General features: G+C 72.3%; 16 protein-coding genes. 7 read left to right on the top strand and 9 right to left on the bottom strand.

Features of this window, described 5'->3' with window-relative positions:
- Both LTT61_RS23055 and LTT61_RS23050 read right to left on the bottom strand, forming a co-directional pair.
- Window positions 1–636, bottom strand: coding sequence for a response regulator (locus LTT61_RS23055; RefSeq protein WP_233021152.1), 636 nt, complete (start codon window positions 634–636; stop codon window positions 1–3).
- A 49-nt stretch (window positions 637–685) separates the two neighbouring features.
- Window positions 686–2,026: an ATP-binding protein gene (locus LTT61_RS23050; protein ID WP_233016138.1), complete on the bottom strand. Its 1,341-nt coding sequence runs from the start codon at window positions 2,024–2,026 to the stop codon at window positions 686–688.
- Window positions 2,027–2,150: 124 nt separating this feature from the next.
- On the opposite strand from LTT61_RS23050, the gene LTT61_RS23045 reads away from it, so the two are divergent.
- Entirely contained in the window at window positions 2,151–3,695 is a 1,545-nt protein-coding gene (locus tag LTT61_RS23045) for a PspC domain-containing protein (RefSeq protein WP_332909199.1), read from the top strand.
- On the top strand, window positions 3,688–3,888 hold the full coding sequence (locus LTT61_RS23040) for a hypothetical protein (RefSeq protein WP_233016136.1): 201 nt from the start codon (window positions 3,688–3,690) through the stop codon (window positions 3,886–3,888). Before LTT61_RS23045 ends, LTT61_RS23040 begins: the two co-directional genes overlap by 8 nt.
- A gap of 51 nt (window positions 3,889–3,939) precedes the next feature.
- Here the strand turns inward: LTT61_RS23040 and guaA are convergent, their stop codons facing one another.
- Window positions 3,940–5,511 carry a glutamine-hydrolyzing GMP synthase gene (gene guaA, locus LTT61_RS23035; protein WP_233016135.1) on the bottom strand — a complete coding sequence of 524 codons (1,572 nt, stop codon included), beginning with the start codon at window positions 5,509–5,511 and terminating at the stop codon, window positions 3,940–3,942.
- Between the two features lie 12 nt (window positions 5,512–5,523).
- On the opposite strand from guaA, the gene LTT61_RS23030 reads away from it, so the two are divergent.
- Entirely contained in the window at window positions 5,524–6,402 is an 879-nt protein-coding gene (locus LTT61_RS23030; RefSeq protein ID WP_233016134.1) for an alpha/beta fold hydrolase, read from the top strand.
- Here the strand turns inward: LTT61_RS23030 and LTT61_RS23025 are convergent.
- Window positions 6,362–7,522: a GuaB3 family IMP dehydrogenase-related protein gene (locus LTT61_RS23025; RefSeq protein WP_233016133.1), complete on the bottom strand. Its 1,161-nt coding sequence runs from the start codon at window positions 7,520–7,522 to the stop codon at window positions 6,362–6,364. The genes LTT61_RS23030 and LTT61_RS23025 overlap by 41 nt on opposite strands.
- A gap of 255 nt (window positions 7,523–7,777) precedes the next feature.
- Window positions 7,778–9,322, bottom strand: a complete 1,545-nt coding sequence (gene guaB, locus LTT61_RS23020) for an IMP dehydrogenase (RefSeq protein WP_233016132.1) — start codon at window positions 9,320–9,322, stop codon at window positions 7,778–7,780.
- Window positions 9,323–9,599: 277 nt separating this feature from the next.
- Here guaB and LTT61_RS23015 point away from each other — a divergent pair, with 277 nt between their 5' ends.
- The gene (locus tag LTT61_RS23015) at window positions 9,600–10,013 is read left to right on the top strand and encodes a DUF5319 domain-containing protein (RefSeq protein ID WP_011207424.1); all 414 of its coding nucleotides are present in this window, start codon (window positions 9,600–9,602) and stop codon (window positions 10,011–10,013) included.
- Between the two features lie 128 nt (window positions 10,014–10,141).
- On the opposite strand, the gene LTT61_RS23010 is transcribed toward LTT61_RS23015, so the two are convergent.
- From LTT61_RS23010 to LTT61_RS23000, 3 genes are all read right to left on the bottom strand, one after another.
- Window positions 10,142–11,224, bottom strand: coding sequence for an anti-sigma-D factor RsdA (locus LTT61_RS23010; protein WP_233016131.1), 1,083 nt, complete (start codon window positions 11,222–11,224; stop codon window positions 10,142–10,144).
- Window positions 11,217–11,795: a sigma-70 family RNA polymerase sigma factor gene (locus tag LTT61_RS23005; RefSeq protein WP_233016130.1), complete on the bottom strand. Its 579-nt coding sequence runs from the start codon at window positions 11,793–11,795 to the stop codon at window positions 11,217–11,219. The genes LTT61_RS23010 and LTT61_RS23005 overlap by 8 nt, the downstream gene beginning before the upstream one ends.
- 200 nt (window positions 11,796–11,995) lie before the next feature.
- Window positions 11,996–12,991, bottom strand: coding sequence for a hypothetical protein (locus tag LTT61_RS23000; protein WP_233016129.1), 996 nt, complete (start codon window positions 12,989–12,991; stop codon window positions 11,996–11,998).
- Window positions 12,992–13,588: 597 nt separating this feature from the next.
- On the opposite strand from LTT61_RS23000, the gene LTT61_RS22995 reads away from it, so the two are divergent.
- From LTT61_RS22995 to LTT61_RS22985, 3 genes are all read left to right on the top strand, one after another.
- Window positions 13,589–13,882: a WhiB family transcriptional regulator gene (locus LTT61_RS22995; RefSeq protein WP_067646602.1), complete on the top strand. Its 294-nt coding sequence runs from the start codon at window positions 13,589–13,591 to the stop codon at window positions 13,880–13,882.
- A gap of 254 nt (window positions 13,883–14,136) precedes the next feature.
- Entirely contained in the window at window positions 14,137–14,775 is a 639-nt protein-coding gene (locus LTT61_RS22990; protein ID WP_269821787.1) for a sigma-70 family RNA polymerase sigma factor, read from the top strand.
- A 1-nt stretch (window position 14,776) separates the two neighbouring features.
- Window positions 14,777–15,016 (top strand): hypothetical protein, encoded by a 240-nt coding sequence (locus LTT61_RS22985; protein WP_233016128.1) that lies wholly within the window; start codon window positions 14,777–14,779, stop codon window positions 15,014–15,016.
- Between the two features lie 105 nt (window positions 15,017–15,121).
- On the opposite strand, the gene groL is transcribed toward LTT61_RS22985, so the two are convergent.
- Window positions 15,122–16,732, bottom strand: a complete 1,611-nt coding sequence (gene groL / locus LTT61_RS22980) for a chaperonin GroEL (RefSeq protein ID WP_233016127.1) — start codon at window positions 16,730–16,732, stop codon at window positions 15,122–15,124.
- Between the last annotated feature and the right edge of the window lie 67 nt (window positions 16,733–16,799).

Genomic DNA, 16,799 nt, shown 5'->3' with positions numbered 1-16,799 from the left:
TCAGTCGATCCGGCGGCGGTGCGCCCAGCGGGTCAGGGCGTTGCGGTTGGACTGCTGGGTCTTGCGGAGCACGTTGGAGGCGTGCGTCTCCACCGTCTTCACCGAGATGAAGAGCGCCTCGGCGATCTCCCGGTAGGTGTAGCCGCGGGCGAGCAGCCGCAGCACCTCCAGCTCGCGCGGGGTGAGCGAGTCCAGCTCGGGGTCGAGCGGCGGCTCCGGCACCGGGGAGCGGCCGGTGAAGGAGTCGAGCACGAAGCCGGCCAGGCGCGGGCTGAAGACGGCGTCGCCGCCGGCGACCCGGCGGATGCCGTCGGCGAGTTCGGCGCCGGAGATGGTCTTGGTGACGTAGCCGCGGGCGCCCGCCCTGATCACCGCGATGACGTCCTCGGCGGCGTCGGAGACGCTGAGCGCCAGGCAGACCGGGCCGTCGTCGATGCCGTTGAGCACCGCGACGCCGCCGCCGTCCGGCATGTGCACGTCAAGCAGCACCACGTCGGGCCGCGCGGTGTTGATGCCGGAGACCGCGTCGGCGACGCCGCCCGCCTCGCCGATCACCTCCATATCCGCCTCCCGCCCCAGCTCGGCCCTGACCCCCGACCGGAAGACGGCGTGATCGTCGACCAGAAAGACGCGCACACTCACCGGTTACTCCTCCTCGTCACGGGGTCATCATGCCGGTGAGAGCTCACGCCCCGGCCGTCGGGCCGGGCCGGAACGGGACCGTCCGAGCCGCCTCCGCGCCCGCCGCCGGGTCGTCCGGCACCGCATCGCCGGGATCGGGCACGATCTCCGCCACCCCGGAGTCGCTGCGCGGCATGACGATCCGCACCTCGGTGCCGCGGCCGGGGGTGGAGCGCACCTCGACGGTCCCGCCGCGCCGCTCGATCCGGCCGCGCACCGAGCGCGCGAGCCCCTGCCGGTCGGCCGGGATGTCGCCGGGGTCGAAGCCGATGCCCCGATCCCGGACGAACACGCTCACCTGATGCGGCTCGGCCTCGGCGAAGAGGTCGATCTCCGGGACGCCCGCGTGCTTGGCCGCGTTCACCAGCGCCTCCCGGCCCGCCCCGAGCAGCGCGGTGAAGTGCTCCTTCGGCAGCCCGCTCCCGGTGTCGCCGACGTCCATGCTGACGTCGCCGACGGTCACCGGGGTGACCTTCACCCCGTGCTGGTCCTCCACCTCGCCCGCGATCGTGCGCAGCGCGGCGGCCAGGCTGGACTGCGCGGGCCCCGCGTCCTCGAAGAGCCAGCGCCGCAGCTCCCGCTCCTGGCTGCGGGCCAGCCGCACCACCTCCTGCGCGTCGGCCGCCTGGCGCTGGATCAGCGCGAGCGTCTGCAGCACGGAGTCGTGCAGGTGCGAGGCGATCTCCTCGCGCTCCTCGTTCCGGATCCGGGCGGCGCGCTCGGCGTTCAGCGCGCGCACCGTCTTCACCCAGAGCGGGACGGTGAGCAGCCCGGCGCCGACCAGCGTGACCCCGACCGCGAGCAGCGCGGGCCCCAGCGAGCCGAGGTCGATCCTGGCCAGCACGACGACGCCGAGCCCGACCACGACCAGGGTGACCCCGGCGATGATCCGGGACCAGGTGATCACCGTCGGCTTGGCGGGCAGCCCGAGCAGCGAGCGCGGCCCGCCGCCGTCGGCGTCGTACTCGCGCCAGACCAGCGCGGCGCCGACCGCCACCACCACGATGGGCGCGACGATGCCAGCGACCCGCCCGCTGAACACCCAGGACACCGCCACCGCGAGCCCGATGCCGAGCAGTACCAGCCCGACCGCCTGCCGCCGCTCCTCGCCGGAGACCTCCTCGGTGTCCGCCCCCGCCGGGGTGAAGAGCCAGAGCAGGCCGTAGCCGAAGATGCCCGCCCCGGCCAGCGCGGAGAGCAGCACGAAGGCCATCCGCACCTGGAAGACCGGGATGCCGAGGTGATCCGCGACCCCGCCCGCGACCCCGCCGATCACCCGGCCGCCGGTGCGCCGCACCAGCCGCGGCGGGGAGGCGGGCACGGGTGTGGCGGTGGCGGGGGACATGCTCCGATGGTGGCACGCCCCCGCGCGGGGGGATATCGGGAAACACCCTGACCCCCCGGCCCGGGGTAGCGATTCAGGGTTACCCCCGATGCGCGAATCCCCAGGTCTCGCCACCATGGAAAGCATGAAGACGAGCATCGGAGACCAGCTCCAGCAGTTGTGGCAGACCCGGCCGGTCCGGATGTCGCGCCAGGGCCCGGTCGCCGGCGTCGCCGCCGGCTTCGGCAGGCGCTACGACATCGACCCGGTCCTGGTGCGGATCGCGTTCGTGGTGTCGACGCTGTTCGGCGGGGCGGGCATCGTGCTCTACCTGCTGGCCTGGCTGATGCTCGACGACGCGGGCGACCCGAGCGTGCCGCCGCGCTCGCTGCTGGACAAGTCGCAGTCGCAGACCAAGACGGTGGTGCTGATCGTGGCGCTCGCCATCGCGGTGAGCACCATGGGCCCGATCGGCGTCGGGCTCGGCGGGTCCGGGCTGATCAGCATGGCGCTCATGCTCGGCGGGTGGTGGCTGCTGCACCTGCGGCAGCCGGAGCCGCCGCTCGGGCTGCCCGGGCAGCCCGTGACCTCGTTCGGCGGCTTCCCGGCCACCGGCTACCCCGGTGTCCCGGCCGGGTCGCCGCTGCGCTCGGTCGGCGACATGTTCCGCGCCGACCCGGGGCCGTACTCGCCGTACACCAAGCTCCCGGAGTTCTACGTGCCGGAGCAGGATCCCGCCGCGACGACACCGCTGCGCGCGGAGTCGGACGCCGAGCCGGAAAGCCCCCGGCCGGACCTGAGCAAGCGGGCCACCGCCCCGGAGCAGACCGGCGAGACCACCGCGACCGGTCCGGCCACCGCGGTCAGCGCGGCCGACCCCGGCACCGCCGGTGCCTCGGCCGACCCCGGCACCACCGGTGCGTCGGTCACCGCAGCCGACCCGAATGCCTCACCCGGCATGCCGACCCCGAACCTCACCAAATCCCCGACCCCGGCCGCCCGGCACCCCTTCCCCACCCCGGTTCCGCCCTCCTGGGACCCCCTGGGCGTCGCCCCCCTCGCCTGGGACCTCCCCGACCCCACCCCGGCCAAGACACCGGTCGCCTCGCCCGAGCGCCGCCCGCGCTCCCGGCTCACCCCGGTGACCATCGGCCTCGCCATCCTGGCCGCGGGCGCGGCCGGCTCCGTCGCCGCCGCGGGCGCGGCGTGGATGACCCCCGCCATGATCGGCGGCGCCGCGCTGGCGGTGCTCAGCATCGGTCTCCTGGTCGGCGCCTTCCTGCGCCGCGGCCACGGGCTGTACCTCGCGGCCGTCCCGCTGGCCGGTTTCGTGCTGCTCGCCTCGCTGATCGGCCCGATGAACTTCGACCGGGCCGACATGGGCGAGCACGTCTGGACCGCCGCTTCGGCGAGCACGCTCGAACCCGCCTACCGGGTGAACATGGGCAATGCCACGCTCGACCTGCGCGAACTCGCGCTCGCCGAGAACCGCGCGGTTCAGCTGGAGGTCAGGATGGGCGAGGCCGAGGTGCTGCTCCCCGCCGACCTGACCGTGAACATGACCTGCGCGACCACCATGGGCGAGTCGAACTGCGTCCCCGGCATCAGCGGCCCGGCCACCCCCGGCGCGCCGGTGCTCGACCTGAAGATCGACGTCGTCGCGGGCAACGTGGAGGTGCGCCGTGGCTGACCCCACCGGGACCCGCGGGGGGCCGTCGCTGTCCATGCTGGTGGCCGGGTTGATCGGCCTGGCGATCAGCGTCTGGGCCTTCGTCGGCCCGAGCGCGGTGGACATCATCCCGCTCGGCTGGACCGCCGTCGGCGTCGCCATCGTGGCAGGCATCCTGCTGGTACTTCCGCGCGGGCGGAACAAGAAGGACTGACCGCGCCGCGCACGGGCGCCGCTCCTACCCGCAAGCGGCGCCCGTTCGGCATCACTCCCACTCGATGGTGCCCGGCGGCTTGCTCGTCACGTCGAGCACGACCCGGTTCACCTCGGCGACCTCGTTGGTGATCCGGGTGGAGATGCGCTCCAGCACCTCGTACGGCAGCCGCGTCCAGTCGGCGGTCATGGCGTCCTCGCTGGTCACCGGGCGCAGCACGATGGGGTGGCCGTAGGTGCGGCCGTCGCCCTGCACGCCGACGCTGCGCACATCCGCGAGCAGCACCACCGGGCACTGCCAGATCTGGCCGTCCAGCCCGGCAGCGGTGAGCTCCTCGCGGGCGATGGCGTCGGCCTGGCGCAGCGTGGCCAGCCGGTCGCCGGTCACCTCGCCGACGATCCGGATGGCGAGCCCCGGCCCGGGGAAGGGCTGGCGCCCGACGATCTCCTCGGGCAGCCCGAGCTCGCGCCCGACCGCGCGCACCTCGTCCTTGAAGAGCAGCCGCAGCGGCTCCACCAGGGCGAACTCGAGATCGTCCGGCAGCCCGCCGACATTGTGGTGCGACTTGATGTTCGCGGTGCCGCTGCCGCCACCGGACTCCACCACGTCCGGGTAGAGCGTGCCCTGCACCAGGAACTCCACCGAGCCCGCGCCGCCGCCCTCGCTCTGCTCGGCCACGATCCCGGTGACCGCGTCCTCGAACGACCGGATGAACTCCCGGCCGATGATCTTGCGCTTCTCCTCCGGGTCGGTGACGCCCTTCAGCTCGCCGAGGAACTTGTGCACGGCGTCGACCGTCACCAGCTTCGCGCCGGTCGAGGCCACGAAATCCTGCTGGACCTGCTCGCGCTCCCCGGCCCGCAGCAGCCCGTGGTCGACGAAGACACAGGTCAGCCGGTTCCCGATCGCGCGCTGCACCAGCGCCGCCGCGACCGCGCTGTCCACCCCGCCGGAGAGGCCGCAGATGGCGTGGCCGTCGCCGATCTGCTCGCGCACCGCACCGATCAGCGACTCCGCGATATTCGCCGGGGTCCAGCCCGCCGGGATCCCGGCCAGCTCGTGCAGGAACCGGCTCAGCACCTGCTGGCCGTGCGGCGAGTGCAGCACCTCGGGGTGGTACTGCACGCCGGCCAGCCGCCGCGCCCGGTCCTCGAAGGCCGCGACCGGCGCGCCCGCCGACGTCCCGGTGACGGTGAAGCCGTCGGGGGCGCCGGTCACCGCGTCGCCGTGGCTCATCCAGACCGGCTGCACCGCGGGCAGCCCGCCGTGCAGCACGCCGCCGTCGACACTCAGCTCGGTGCGGCCGTACTCCCTGGTCCCGGTCTGCGCGACGGTGCCGCCGAGCGCCTGCGCCATCGCCTGGAAGCCGTAGCAGATGCCGAACACGGGGACGCCCAGATCGAACAGCCCGGCATCCAGCCGTGGCGCGCCGTCGGCGTACACGCTGGCCGGGCCGCCGGACAGGATCACCGCCGCCGGCTTCTTCTCGGCGATCTCCGCCACCGTGATGGTGTGCGGGACCACCTCGGAGAAGACGCGCGCCTCGCGCACCCGGCGGGCGATCAGCTGGGCGTACTGCGCGCCGAAGTCGATGACGAGAACAGGGCTCTGGGTATCTGCCACCGGCACAGTTTAATGAGCGCGCGAATCGCCCCGCGCACCCCCGCGCCGCTGGCTATCCTCATCGGCGTGCCGTTCGCCCGTGCGATAGACGCCGACATCCACTACGAGGACAGCGGGGGCACCGGGCCGGTCGTTCTGCTGGCGCACGAATTCTTCATGGACCGAACGATGTTCGCCGCGCAGCAGGCCGCCCTCACCCCGGAGTTCCGCATCGTGGCGTGGGACGCGCGCGGCCACGGTCGCACCCGTGACCAGCGCCTCCCCTTCACCTTCTGGACCGCCGCCCGCGACGCCCTCACCGTGCTCGACCACATCGGGGTGGAGCGCGCGGTGCTCGGCGGCACCGCGCAGGGCGGCTTCACCGCGCTGCGCGCCGCGCTGCTCGCCCCGGAGCGGGTCGCCGGGCTGATCCTGATCAGCACCGAGGCAGGTGGCCTCAGCCGCGAACAGTCGACCGCCACACTGCGATTCCTCGACCTCTGGTACGGCGAGCACTCCCGCGAGCGGGCCGCGCAGCAGCTCGCCCGCTGGCTCATCGGCGACGACGACTGGTACCGCGCCATCTGGACCAGGCGCTGGCTCGGCCAGGGCCGCCGCGACATCGAGGTGGCGGCGCACTGCGTGCTCGCCCGCGACTCGGTGGCCGACCGGCTCGGCGAGATCACCTGCCCCGCCCTGGTGATCCACGCCACCGACAGCGGCATCGCCAGGGCCAGGTCCCGCGAACTCGCCCGCGGCCTGCCCGGCGCCACCTACCTGGAGATCGACGGCGCGCGGCTCGCCGTCACCATGACCCACCCGGAGCCGGTGAACACCGCCATCGGCCGATTCCTCCGGGCGCACACCGCGCTCAGGCCCGGACCGTCAGCCCGACCCTCTGGAATTCCTTGAGGTCGGAGTACCCGGCCTTCGCCATCGAACGGCGCAACCCGCCGACCAGGTTCAGCGAGCCGAACGGGTCGTCCGACGGGCCGAAGAGCACCCGGTGCAGATCGGGCCGCGCGCGCTCCGGGTCGGCGCCGCCCGCGTCCCACGGGTCGTCCACCTCGAGCAGCGCGCCGCGCGGCACCGAGGGGTGCGCCGCCGCCGACGGCCAGTACCAGCCCCGGCCCGGCGCCTCCGCGGCCAGCGCCAGCGGAACCCCGAGCACCGCGGCGTCCGCGCCGCAGGCGATCGCCTTCGCCAGCTGCCCCGAGGTCGAGACGTCGCCGTCCGCGATCACGTGCACGTACCGGCCGCCGGTCTCGTCCAGGTAGTCCCGCCGCGCCGCCGCCGCGTCCGCGATCGCGGTCGCCATCGGCACCCCGATCCCGAGCACCTCGCCGGTCGTGGTCGCGCCCGGGTACGAGCCGTAGCCGACGATCACGCCCGCCGCACCGGTCCGCATGAGGTGCAGCGCGGTGCGGTGATCGCTCACACCACCCGCCACCACCGGGACGTCCAGCTCGGCGATGAAGGTCTTGAGGTTGAGCGGCTCGCCCTCGCTCACGTGCTCGGCGGAGATGATCGTGCCGTGCACCACCAGCAGGTCGACTCCGGCCTGCACCAGCGCGGGGGTCAGGGCGCGGGCGTTCTGCGGGCTCACCCGCACCGCCACCGTCACCCCCGCCGCGCGGACCTGCGCGACCGCGGCGGCCAGCAGGTCCGGCTGCATCGGGGCCGCGTGCAGCTCCTGCAGGAACGCCACCGCGCGGTCGGACGGGCCCGCGGCGGCCAGGTCGGTCAGCTGCTCGATCTTCGCCTGCACGTCGGCGTGCCTGGCCCACAGCCCCTCGCCGTTGATCACGCCGAGGCCGCCGAGCTTGCCGAGCTCGATCGCGAACTCCGGGGAGACCAGCGCGTCGGTCGGGTGCGCCACCACCGGGATGTCGAAGCGGTAGGCGTCCAGCTGCCAGGACAGCGAGACCTGCTTGGACGAGCGGGTGCGCCGCGACGGGACGATATCCACGTCGTCCAGGTCGTATGTTCGGCGAGCGGTCCGGCCCATGCCGATCTCAACCATGTCGCGCATAAGTGCTGTGCCTTTCTGCCCGCTGGCGCGGGCGGGGTTTGCGGCCCTTCGGGGTCCCGCGTTCGGCGGCCGAGACTCGCGGCTGCGCCGCATTGCTTCGGCCGCCGAACGCGGGACGGGCCGCAAACCCGTTGTGGGCTCGTCTGTGACGTCGCCGTTTGATCCGGATGTTGACCCTGGGGGTGCCGCCCCGGGGGGGCCGCGCCGGGGGCGGACATGGTTCTACCCCGGCTTTCGCGCAAGCCGGGGTAGAGCTTAGCCGCGGCCGGTGTAGTTGGGGGCCTCGACGGTCATGGTGATGTCGTGGGGGTGGCTTTCCTTGAGGCCGGCGGCGGTGATCTGGACGAACTGGGCGTCCTGGAGGTGCGCGATGTTCACCGAGCCGGTGTAGCCCATGGCGGCGCGGAGGCCGCCGACGAGCTGGTGGATCACCTGGTTGACGGGGCCGCGGAACGGGACCCTTCCCTCGATGCCCTCGGGGACCAGTTTGTCCTCGGCGAGGACGTCGTCCTGGAAGTAGCGGTCCTTGGAGAAGCTCTTGGCCTGGCCGCGGCCCTGCATGGCGCCGAGCGAGCCCATGCCGCGGTAGCTCTTGAACTGCTTGCCGCCGACGAGGATGAGGTCACCGGGGGACTCCGCGGTGCCCGCGAGCAGGGAGCCGAGCATGACGGTGGAGGCGCCGGCCGCGATGGCCTTGGCGATGTCGCCGGAGAACTGGATGCCGCCGTCGGCGATCACCGGGACGCCTGCGGGGCGGCACACCGAGACCGCCTCCAGGATCGCGGTGATCTGCGGGGCCCCGACGCCGGCGACGACGCGGGTGGTGCAGATCGAGCCGGGGCCGACGCCGACCTTCACCGCGTCCGCGCCCGCGTCGACCAGCGCCTGCGCGCCCGCCCGCGTGGCGACGTTGCCGCCGACGATCTGGATCCGCTCGCCGACCTCGGTCTTCACCTTGGTGACCATCTGCAGCACCTGCGCCTGGTGGCCGTGCGCGGTGTCGACCACCAGCACGTCGACCCCGGCATCGGCCAGCGTCATGGCGCGCGACCAGGCATCCTCGCCGACGCCGACCGCGGCGCCGACCAGCAGCCTGCCGTCCCGGTCCTTGGTGGCGTGCGGGTACTGATCGGTCTTGACGAAGTCCTTCACCGTGATCAGGCCGCGCAGCCTGCCGCCGCCGTCCACGATCGGCAGCTTCTCCACCTTGTGCCTGCGCAGCAGCCCGAGCGCCGCCTCGGCGGTGACGCCCTCCTGCGCGGTGATCAGCGGCGCCTTGGTCATCACATCGGCGACCCGGCGGTTCTGGTCCACCTCGAACCGCATGTCGCGGTTGGTGATGATGCCGACCAGCGCGCCCTGCTCGTCCACCACCGGCAGGCCGGAGATCCGGAAGCGGGCGCACATGGCATCCACCTCGGCGAGGGTGTCGGTCGGGCGGCAGGTGACCGGGTCGGTGACCATGCCCGCCTCGGACCGCTTCACCGTCTCCACCTGGGCGGCCTGGTCGGCGCCGGAGAGGTTGCGGTGCAGCACGCCCATGCCGCCCGCGCGCGCCATGGCGATCGCCATCCGCGCCTCGGTGACGGTGTCCATCGCCGAGCTGACCAGCGGGGTGCGCAGCCGGATATCCCTGGACAGCTTGCTCGAGGTCTCCACCGAGCTGGGAATCAGGTCCGACGCGGCCGGCAGCAGCAGCACGTCGTCGAACGTGAGACCGAGCATGGCGATCTTGTTCGGATCGTCACCACCCGTATGAGGGCGAGCGGCGAGTCGTTCGCCCGGTACGGGATTACTCATTCGGATCGACCCCTCCTGGACGTCGAAGGCACCGGGAGCCGGATCGGAACCGGCGCCGCGGCGGTGTGAAATCGGATGGACGGTAGCGGCGGAGGCGGCCCCTGACCCGGTGCGCGATACGGACGGCTTCCGTAAATACGCCGAGCTGCGCGGGCATCGCCTGTGCCTTTCGCCTATGGTATCGGTCGCGTGAACGCGATGTTCCAGTCGGTCCGCCCGGGAAACTTGCCCGGCGCACCGCTGGCGCAGACCCACCTGTTCTGCGTACCGTGGGGATGTGCGTGACCATCTACCACCTGGCTTGCCGCCGGATCCCTTCGCCGGAGACCCCTCCGACCCGTCCGCCGCGCTCGACGCCATCGAGCCCGGTGAGCCGCTGGATCCCCATGAGCGCCTCGCGGTCGAGGAAGATCTCGCCGACCTCGCTGTCTACGAAGCCCTGCTGGCGCACCGCGGCATCCGCGGGCTCGTGGTCAGCTGCGAGGACTGCAGGCAGGATCACTACCACGACTGGGACATGCTCCGCGCGAACCTGCTCCAACTGCTCGTCGACGGCACCGTCCGCCCGCACGAGCCCGCCTACGACCCGACCCCGGAGGCCTACGTCACCTGGGATTACTGCCGGGGATACGCGGACGCCTCGATGAACGAGGCCTTCCACGGCGACGGGTTCGACGGCTTCGACAGCTGAGACGGAGAACACCCCCGCGGTGTGCGTGTCGCGCGCGCCGCACGGAAGCGGGCCCACGCACTGCCCGCACACCGAGGACACGAAAAAACCGGCCGTCGGGTGACGGCCGGTTTTTCGTTGTCTCGTACTCAGCCCGCCGGGGTGACCGGAACCGCCGGAACGGGAACCTGAACCGGCGGCACGGTGTCCACCGCAGGCACCGACTGGGTCGGCACCGACTGGGTGGGCACGCCACCACCCCCGGCGGTCGGCACCGCGGTCGGCGAGGCGATCGTGGTGGGGGCCGGGGGTGTCGGCTGTTCCGGTTGGGTCGGCTCCTGCGTCTGCGGGGGCTCGGGCTGCGTCGGCTCCGGCTGGGTCGGGACCGTCGGCTTGGTCGGCAGCACGGTGCCCGGATCCTGCGTACTCGGCTCCTGGGTGCCGAGAATCGACGGGTCCGGGGTGGTACCCGGCTTGGTCGGCGCCGTGGTCGGCACCTGCCCGGACGGCTTCGGCTCCGACGGCCTGGACTGGGTCGAGGTGATCTGGCTGGCGATTTCGGGCGCGACCTTCCCCAGTTCCGCCACCAATGCGTTCCAGCGCTCGATCAGATCGTCCTGCTTGGCCGGGTCGTCGACCTGCTGCGCGGTGGTGCGCACCCGGTCGAGGAGCACCCGCGCCTCGTCGTTGTCGCCCTGTGCAAGCGCCGCCTGCACCTGGCTCAGCTCGTCGTCGGCGCGGGCCACCACGGTGGTCTGCGCCTGTTCGCTGAACACGACCTCCTTGACCCGCCAGAGCGGGTCGCCGGGCTCGGCGCTGTACGAGAACGCCGTCATCCCGCCGAAGACGAGGGCCAGCGCGGCCGCCGCACCCGCGAGCGGGCGCACCAGCCGGAGCCTGCCGCCACGCCCGGCCGAGCCGCCGACCCGTACCTGCCTTGCCCCGATCTCCTGATTGACTGCCGCCACGATCTCGTCGAGATCGGGCGCCGCCGGGAGGGGTGGCGCGACGACTTCCGCGCGCCAATCCGCGAGCAGCGCCGCGAGCTGGAACTCCTCCGGGCTGTCGGTCTGCACCGGTCCATCGCTGGCGATGGCGTCGATGAGCGCGTCGTCGCGGCGTACCGCGGCGATATCGACGGGACCGGAGTCACCGGTCCCCCCGGCATAGGGACCGCTGTTCCGCGCGCCGAGCCACGCTTTTCGATCGCCGCGCTCGCCATCCCTAGCCATACATTTCACCTGCCCTCGCCACTTGTGACTTCAGTTTCGCGAGTGCCCTGTGCTGGGCAACCCGTATCGCGCCCGCCGTACTGCCCACGGCGACCGCGGTTTCTTCCGCTGACAAACCCATGACCAGCCGGAGGATCAGAATCTCTCGATGCTTCTCCGGAAGAGTCGCGAGCAGACGGTTCATCTGCCTGCTCGTCTCGGAATCGAGAGCCCGTTGCTCCGGTCCCTGGTCGGTGGATATGACATCTGGTACTTCGGCCATCGCCTCCGCCTTGTTACGGGCGGCGTTCCGATGGGCGTCGGCGACCTTGTGCGAAGCGATTCCGTACACGAAGGCCATGAAGGGTCTGCCCTGATCCTGATACCGGGGCAGCGCCGTCATCACGGCCAGACAGACCTCCTGCGCGACGTCGTCGGCGGAGAGCTGGCCGCGCTCCGCGGCGCCGATCCGCGCCCGGCAGTAACGAACCACCAGTGGTCGGACCAGTGCGAGTACCTGAGCTAAAGCGGATCTGTCGCCCTGCGCAGCGGCAGTGACGGCGAGGTCCAACTCTTCGCCCGAGTGCGTCATCGTCAGAGAGATTCCTGGCGTTACAAGTGGCACCGGCGGTGAGAACCGGTGCTTCCGCCCGATCGGACGGAACGAGTCCAACAATAGCGACACAACGGATGCCACACGCGCACCCGGTGCGGTCCGCGGATCCCGCCCCCGGGAGAGCATTTCGCCGCGCGGGCGCTGACGCCGTGGTCGGGCCGAAGATCGAATCCGGTTCAGGAGCCGGCCGGACCCGAGAAGTCACCCCCCCTTGCCCGCAGCAGGGCCGCGCATTCGGCGGCCTCCGCGGCCGCGCCCGCCGCCCCGAGCCCGGCCCGCAGCATGGCGGTGGCCCAGCGCAGCGGGAGCAGGTCGTGCTCGGCGCAATCGCGCGCGACCGGCTCGGCCAGCGCCGCGGCGCCCGCGGCATCCCCGGACGCGGCGGTGGCGGCGGCGAGCAGCAGGGCGGATTTCACCCGGTGCCGGGTCGATGGGGCTTGCGCCCCCAGTTCCACGGCTGCCGCGGCGTGCTCGAGCGCCGTATCGGGGTCGCCGACCGAGAGCGCGGTCTCCGCGGTCACCCAGTGCAGCCGGACGGCCGCGCGCGGGCGGGTGCGCGCGGGCTCGCGCACCCGGGCGAGGAGGCGGAAGGCGAGGGCGGGGCGGGCGCTGCCGAGCGCGTCGGCGGCGAGGCCGGTGAGCGCGTCGCACCAGGCGTCGACGGCGTCGGGGACACCGAACCAGGGGTCGGCGGCGTCGGGGACGCCGAACCAGGGGTCGACGGCGTCGGGGACGCCGAACCAGGGGTCGGCGAGGCCCGGGTCGACCGGTGGTGGGTCGGCACGCGCCGGATCGGCCGGCGCCGGGAATCGGGTGACAGCGCCGGGTGCCGCCGCGCGTACGGGCGGCGGAGCCGTGACTCCGGCGTGGAGGGCGAACTCGGCGACGAGGGCCGCGGCCCGGCCGTCGGGGTCGGCGGCGGCCGCGTGCCTGCCGGACTGGCGGATGAGCGAGGCCGTCGTGCTCAGCGCGAGCGAGCGGAGCACCCGGCCGGTGCCGGGGCGGGTGAGCGCCGCGAGCTCGGCGCGGGCGGCGGCGTAGCGGCCGGCGCCGCCGAGCGCGACGGCGCGATGCCAGCGGTCGAGCGGGGTGCGCGCGGGCGGTAGCCCGGCGGCGCCGGGCGCGGGACCGAAGGCGGCGGCGGCGAGAACCGAGTGCAGGGGGCTTACCACCGGGCGCACTGTATCCGAGCGATCCCAGCGAACCACTCTCACCTGCGCGGCAATCTCTCAGCATTTTCCACGGTGAACGATGTTTCCATCAGGTAAATCTCGTCCGGTCAAAGGCGATCACGTGGACTTTCGAATTCACGCACGTTTCCCGCTATTAACCCGCGCGCCCCGTTTTCGCCATCTCCGGCACTGTCGGCGGGCGGCCGAGCCGCCGCGTGGGGCCGCCGCCCGGGCTCCGCGCCCCCCGCCGAAACGGCCGGATCATCGGCAAAAATGCCTCTACCAGCACTTTTCCAGAAACGGGGCGGACAGCGCGAAGCGACCTCGGTTTGGTCAACCGATCAGTATCGCTGGAGCGGGCCGCGCTTGTAAACAGTGCGAAGGTTAAATTTGTTCTCCGCCTGTTCGAGGAACCCCTGCGCCGAACTATTGACGGAATTTCGACCGGGGTCCTAACGTAACTCATCGCCACGGTCGGCGCCGCGCGAAATTTCAGCGACCTCGCATCAGCGAGTTCCGGCGACACCGTGGTTGACACCCGTTCGCAGTAGAACCGGCTCGACAACGCCGACGAGCTCGCACCACGAGGAGTTCACCATGCCCATGCCCACCCACCTCCCCGGGCCGAACGCCGATGTCTGGGATTGGCAGATGCGCGGCTCCTGCCGCGGAGTGGATTCGGCGGTGTTCTTCCACCCCGACGGAGAGCGCGGCCGCGCCCGCACCGCGCGGGAGATGCGCGCCAAGGAGATCTGCCGGACCTGCCCGGTCCTCATGCAGTGCCGCTCGCACGCGCTCAAGGTGAGCGAGCCGTACGGCATCTGGGGCGGAATGTCCGAGACCGAGCGCGAGCTGCACGCCAGGCGCAACCGGCGGCGGATGACGGTCTGAGCCGTTCCGCACCGCTCCCATCCGCCGGGTGCACCGGCGCCGAATGCCTGTAAGCCAAACGGTCGCTCGGTGCCCCCGGTTTCCGGCGCCGGTGATCGGAAGTTTTCCGGCCGCGGCGGTCGATGGCTGGTAGCCGCCGCACCGGAGTGGAACTTTTCCGCACCGCTACCGGTTGGCCGGTGGTTTGCCGTGTCCTGCCACGGCACGGGGAGCCGCGCGCTACCGTAGTCCGCGATGACTCAGAATGGAGCGTTGTGACGGCGCGGCCTTCGGCCGCAGGGGGCGATGCGTTCCGGAGAGCAGCCTCCCCACCGGGAACGGGCACTGCTACGACGGCGCGCGCGGCGGAGAATCTCGAGCTCGCACAGCTGCTACGCGGCTGCGGCCGCGCCGACCAGGCGGCGTTCGCCGAGCTCTACGACCGGACGAGCGCGCGGGTGTTCGGGCTGGTGCTCCGGGTGCTGCAGGACGCCGGCTACGCCGAGGAGACGACCCAGGAGGTCTATCTCCAGATCTGGCGCACCGCCTCCGGCTTCGACCCGGCCAAGGGCTCGGCGCTGACCTGGCTGATGACCCTGGCGCACCGGCGCGCGGTCGACCGGGTGCGCGCGGAGCAGGCGCACAGCCAGCGCGAGAACACCTACGGCAGCCGGGTACTCGGGTACGACTTCGACGAGGTCACCGAGGAGGTGGAACGCAGGCTGGAGCAGCAGGCCGTGGTCGCCGGGCTCGCCACGCTGACCGAGACGCAGCGCGAGGCGATCTCGCTCGCCTACTACGGCGGCCGGACCTACGCGGAGGTGGCTCGCCATCTCGGCGTAGGCTTGCCTACGGTCAAGTCCCGCATACGGGACGGGCTCACTCGCCTGAAGAGAAGTTTGGGGGTGCCGTGAGATGGACGAGCCGGGTCTCGACCTCGCGCACACCGTCGCGCTCGGCTCGATCGACGACGAAGACCACGCAGCGGTGGTCGCGGTACTCGGCTCCGCGGCCCGCGAGGAGTTCCTCGCCGAGGTGCGTAACTCGCGCGCCGCGCTCGCCGCGCTGGCCGAGGTGACCGCAGCGGCTCCGCCGCCCGAGCTCCGCGCCCGCCTGCTCGACACCATCACTCCCGAGCGCGACACCGCCTCCTGACGGCCACCGAGCGGGGCCGCAGTGCGAACCCGAAGCGGGCTCCCCCACCGCAACGAGCAGCGCCCCCGGACCTGGACGGTCCGGGGGCGCTGCTCGTTGCCGAAATCAGTGATTGTGCCCGTGGTGCGAGTGATCACCCTCGTCGGCGACGGGCTTCTCGACGATCGCGCTCTCGGTGGTGAGCACCATGCGCGCGACCGAGGCCGCGTTGACCACCGCGGAGCGGGTGACCCGGACCGGGTCGACGACGCCCTCGGCGAGCAGGTCACCGTAGGTGAGAGTGGCCGCGTTGAACCCCTGCTTCCCCTCGATGACCTTGCTGACCACGACCGCGCCGTCCAGCCCGGCATTGCTGGCGATCCAGTACAGCGGCGCGCGCAGCGCCTGCCTGACCACCTCGACGCCGACGGCCTCGTCGCCGGAGAGCGAATCGCGCAGCGCCTCCAGCTCGGCCCCGGCCAGCACCAGCGCGGTGCCGCCGCCGGGCACGATGCCCTCGGCCACGGCCGCCTTGGCCGCCGCGACCGCGTCGTCCACCCGGTACTTGCGCTCCTTGAGCGCGGTCTCGGTGGCCGCGCCGACCCGGATCACCGCGACGCCGCCCGCCAGCTTGGCCAGCCGCTCCTCGAGCTTCTCCCGGTCCCAGTCGGATTCGGTCGCCTCGATCTCCCGGCGCAGCTGCGCGCTGCGGGCGGCGATGTCGTCGGCGGTGCCCGCACCGTCGATGATGGTGGTCTCGTCCTTGCCGACCACGATGCGGCGGGCGACGCCGAGCACGTCGAGCCCGGCCTCGCGCAGCCCGATGCCGATGTCGGGGTTCACCACGGTGCCCGCGGTGACGACGGCCAGGTCGTCCAGGAACGCCTTGCGCCGGTCGCCGAAGAACGGCGCCTTGACCGCGACGGCCCTGATCGTCTTGCGGATGCTGTTCACCACCAGGGTGGAGAGCGCCTCGCCCTCCACGTCCTCGGCGATGATCAGGACGGGCTTGCCGCTCTCCGCGATCTTCTCCAGCAGCGGGAGCAGGTCGGGCAGCGAGCTGATCTTCTCGCGGTGCAGCAGGATGTAGGCGTCCTCGAGGACGGCCTGCTGCGCGTCGGTGTCGGTGACGAAGTAGGGCGAGAGGTAGCCCTTGTCGAACTGCACCCCCTCGGTGACGATCAGCTCGGTGAGCAGCGTCGACGCCTCTTCGACGGTGACGACGCCGTCCTTGCCGACGGTGGTCAGCGCCTTGCCGACCATCGCGCCGATCTCCGGGTCGCGCGAGGAGACCGTGGCGACCTGGGCGATGGCCTCCTCACCGGAGACCGGGGTGGCCAGCTTCAGCAGCGCCTCGGAGACGGCGTCGGTCGCCTTGGCGATGCCTGCGCCGACGACGATCGGGTTGGCGCCCGCGGCGATGTTCTTCAGCCCGCCGCGGATCAGCGCCTGGGCCAGCACGGTGGCGGTGGTGGTGCCGTCACCCGCGACGTCGTTGGTCTTGGTCGCGACGCTCTTCACCAGCTGCGCGCCCAGGTTCTCGAACGGGTCCTCGAGCTCGATGTCGCGCGCGATCGTGACGCCGTCGTTGGTCACGGTCGGGCCGCCGAAGGCCTTGGCGAGCACGACGTGCCTGCCCCGCGGGCCGAGGGTGACCTTGACGGCGTCGGCGAGCTTGTCGACACCGCGTTCCAGAGCCCGGCGAGCCTTCTCGTCGAACTCGATCTGCTTTGGCATGAGGTTTCGCTCCTGTGGTTTCGGTGCAGGCCGGAACGCGCTCCGCCCCGGGTCGGACGACTCCGGG

The organism is Nocardia asteroides (assembly GCF_021183625.1).
Classification (GTDB): domain Bacteria; phylum Actinomycetota; class Actinomycetes; order Mycobacteriales; family Mycobacteriaceae; genus Nocardia; species Nocardia asteroides_A.
Note: the sequence above shows the minus strand (reverse complement) of the source record. Positions and strands in the feature narration are given on the sequence as shown.

Excerpts from the sequence above, each read along its gene's own strand:
- LTT61_RS23050 (WP_233016138.1), bottom strand. The coding sequence starts at position 2,026 with ATGTCCCCCGCCACCGCCACACCCGTGCCCGCCTCCCCGCCGCGGCTG.
- LTT61_RS23045 (WP_332909199.1), top strand. The coding sequence starts at position 2,151 with ATGAAGACGAGCATCGGAGACCAGCTCCAGCAGTTGTGGCAGACCCGG.
- LTT61_RS23030 (WP_233016134.1), top strand. The coding sequence starts at position 5,524 with ATGAGCGCGCGAATCGCCCCGCGCACCCCCGCGCCGCTGGCTATCCTC.
- LTT61_RS23025 (WP_233016133.1), bottom strand. The coding sequence starts at position 7,522 with ATGCGCGACATGGTTGAGATCGGCATGGGCCGGACCGCTCGCCGAACA.
- guaB (WP_233016132.1), bottom strand. The coding sequence starts at position 9,322 with ATGAGTAATCCCGTACCGGGCGAACGACTCGCCGCTCGCCCTCATACG.
- LTT61_RS23010 (WP_233016131.1), bottom strand. The coding sequence starts at position 11,224 with ATGGCTAGGGATGGCGAGCGCGGCGATCGAAAAGCGTGGCTCGGCGCG.
- LTT61_RS23005 (WP_233016130.1), bottom strand. The coding sequence starts at position 11,795 with ATGACGCACTCGGGCGAAGAGTTGGACCTCGCCGTCACTGCCGCTGCG.
- LTT61_RS22995 (WP_067646602.1), top strand. The coding sequence starts at position 13,589 with ATGCCCATGCCCACCCACCTCCCCGGGCCGAACGCCGATGTCTGGGAT.
- LTT61_RS22985 (WP_233016128.1), top strand. The coding sequence starts at position 14,777 with ATGGACGAGCCGGGTCTCGACCTCGCGCACACCGTCGCGCTCGGCTCG.
- groL (WP_233016127.1), bottom strand. The coding sequence starts at position 16,732 with ATGCCAAAGCAGATCGAGTTCGACGAGAAGGCTCGCCGGGCTCTGGAA.